2 protein-coding genes are annotated in these 1,817 nt (G+C 32.1%); both read right to left on the minus strand.

The features are described 5' to 3' along the window. The coding region (locus tag PEPTYR26121_RS08980) for a recombinase family protein (RefSeq protein WP_180501090.1) at window positions 1-1,139 on the minus strand (1,139 nt) is incomplete at its 3' end. Between the two features lie 59 nt (window positions 1,140-1,198). Then, the gene (locus PEPTYR26121_RS08985) at window positions 1,199-1,408 is read right to left on the minus strand and encodes an SHOCT domain-containing protein (RefSeq protein ID WP_077074768.1); all 210 of its coding nucleotides are present in this window, start codon (window positions 1,406-1,408) and stop codon (window positions 1,199-1,201) included. Window positions 1,409-1,817 lie beyond the last annotated feature (409 nt).

Here is a 1,817-nt window from a genome sequence, read left to right on the forward strand (position 1 = left end):
ATACTATCTTTTCCAAAGATTAGCTTGTTAACTAAAGTTACAAAAGCTAGTTTTATGTCCTTGTCTTTAATAAACTTCATAGAACACTTATTAATATCTCTTAGGTGCTCACTACAAGTCCAAGCTATATATCTAACTTTTCCATTATAGTGATGTCTTCTTTTAAATGTTGATCCACACTCGCCACACTTTATTTTCCCTGATAGGCTATATCTATTTTGATATCTTTTAGTGTCTTCTCCATTTCCTTTTGCTATAGCCCTTATCTTTATTAGGTCTTGAACTTTCTCAAAGTCCTCTCTACTTACAATGGCTTCATGGTTATCTATAATCTTATACTGGTCTTCTTCTCCATTATTTTTATGCCTCTTGTAAGTATCATCTGTATAGGTCTTTTGGTAGATGACATCGCCTATATATTTTTCATTTTTTAAGATTCCATTTATAGTCGACCCGTGCCAGCTTGCTCCTTTTTGTCCTTTAATCTTTCTTTTATTTAAGTCTTCTGCAATTTTGTGCGTTCCATTACCTGAAAGATACTGTTCAAATATTTCTTTTATTATTTTTCCTTCTTCTTCATTCACTACCATCTTTCCGTCTATATTCTCATAGCCATAAGGTGGGCTTGATATAATAAACGTTCCATTTTGAAATCTTTTCTTTATGGACCATTTGTTATTTTCTGATATAGACCTGGACTCACTTTCTGCAAGTGATGAAAGTATGGATAACATCAACTCGCTTTCCATAGTTCTTGTATCAATATTTTCTTTTTCAAAATAGATACCAATATTTAGGTCAAGGAGTCTTCTTACGATTTCCAAACAATCTGTCGTGTTTCTTGCAAGCCTTGAGATTGACTTCGTTAGGATAAAATCTATTTTCCCGTCTTCACAGTCTTTTAGCATTTTTAGAAGACCGTCTCTACATTCTTTCTTAGTTCCAGTAATGCCTTCGTCAAAGTATAGACCTGCAAAAGTATATGACTTGTTCTCAGATATAATCTTTTCATAGTGTGCTTTTTGTGTTTTAAGGCTTACAAGCTGAGCGTCCTCATCTGTCGATACTCTTGCATAAGCAGCAACTCTTAATGTAGGTTTTTCTTTTTGGTTCGCTTCTATTTTTGTTATCTTTTTCATCCATTCAACCTCCTTTCTGCTAGTGCTATATTCCCGTACAAGTGAGTATTTATCAAGTCTTATAGCAATAATTCTGAAAGAATAGGTCTGAATTTTTTAATGTTTTCTCTCCTAATTTTTCTATATTCTTCAAGGCTAATTTCATCTAAAAGAAAGAGATCCTGGATGAACTTATCCGATAGATAGAAATTAAGCTCTGCCTTTAAATCCCTTTCAGTGTATTCAGTTTTTATAATTTCTTGTCTACCTTCAAACTTCTCTACTCTCATACTCCACCTCCTATATCACAGGCAAAGAAATTAAGGCTATTTTTAACCTTAGTTTTCTTTCCTCTATATTCCTTAGGACAAAAAGAGTGTTTTTGAGTAAAATTTATTGCCATTAATATAAATATCGAAATAGACAGATTAAATAAAAAGAGAACAACGATAATTACTTCATGAATACTAGTATTTTAAAGTGATCGTCTCGCTCTTTAAAGCGTGCACTAACCCTCTCTATTTTGATGCAATTTAATTGATTGGCTTTTTAAATTAGTTTTTTATGTAAATCAACACCTCTATTAAAAAGTGTTGATAGGCAAAAAAAAAGAGACTAGCCTAATACCAGTCTCATTATCTATCGTTTAATCAATTATTTAATTTCCATGATTCTGCCTTAGCCTTTGCATTTATAAGG

The organism is Aedoeadaptatus nemausensis (assembly GCF_903819165.1).
GTDB classification, from domain to species: domain Bacteria; phylum Bacillota; class Clostridia; order Tissierellales; family Peptoniphilaceae; genus Aedoeadaptatus; species Aedoeadaptatus nemausensis.

What these genes read in the sequence shown, in the direction of transcription:
- PEPTYR26121_RS08985 (WP_077074768.1), bottom strand. Translation starts at nt 1,408, where the DNA reads ATGAGAGTAGAGAAGTTTGAAGGTAGACAAGAAATTATAAAAACTGAA.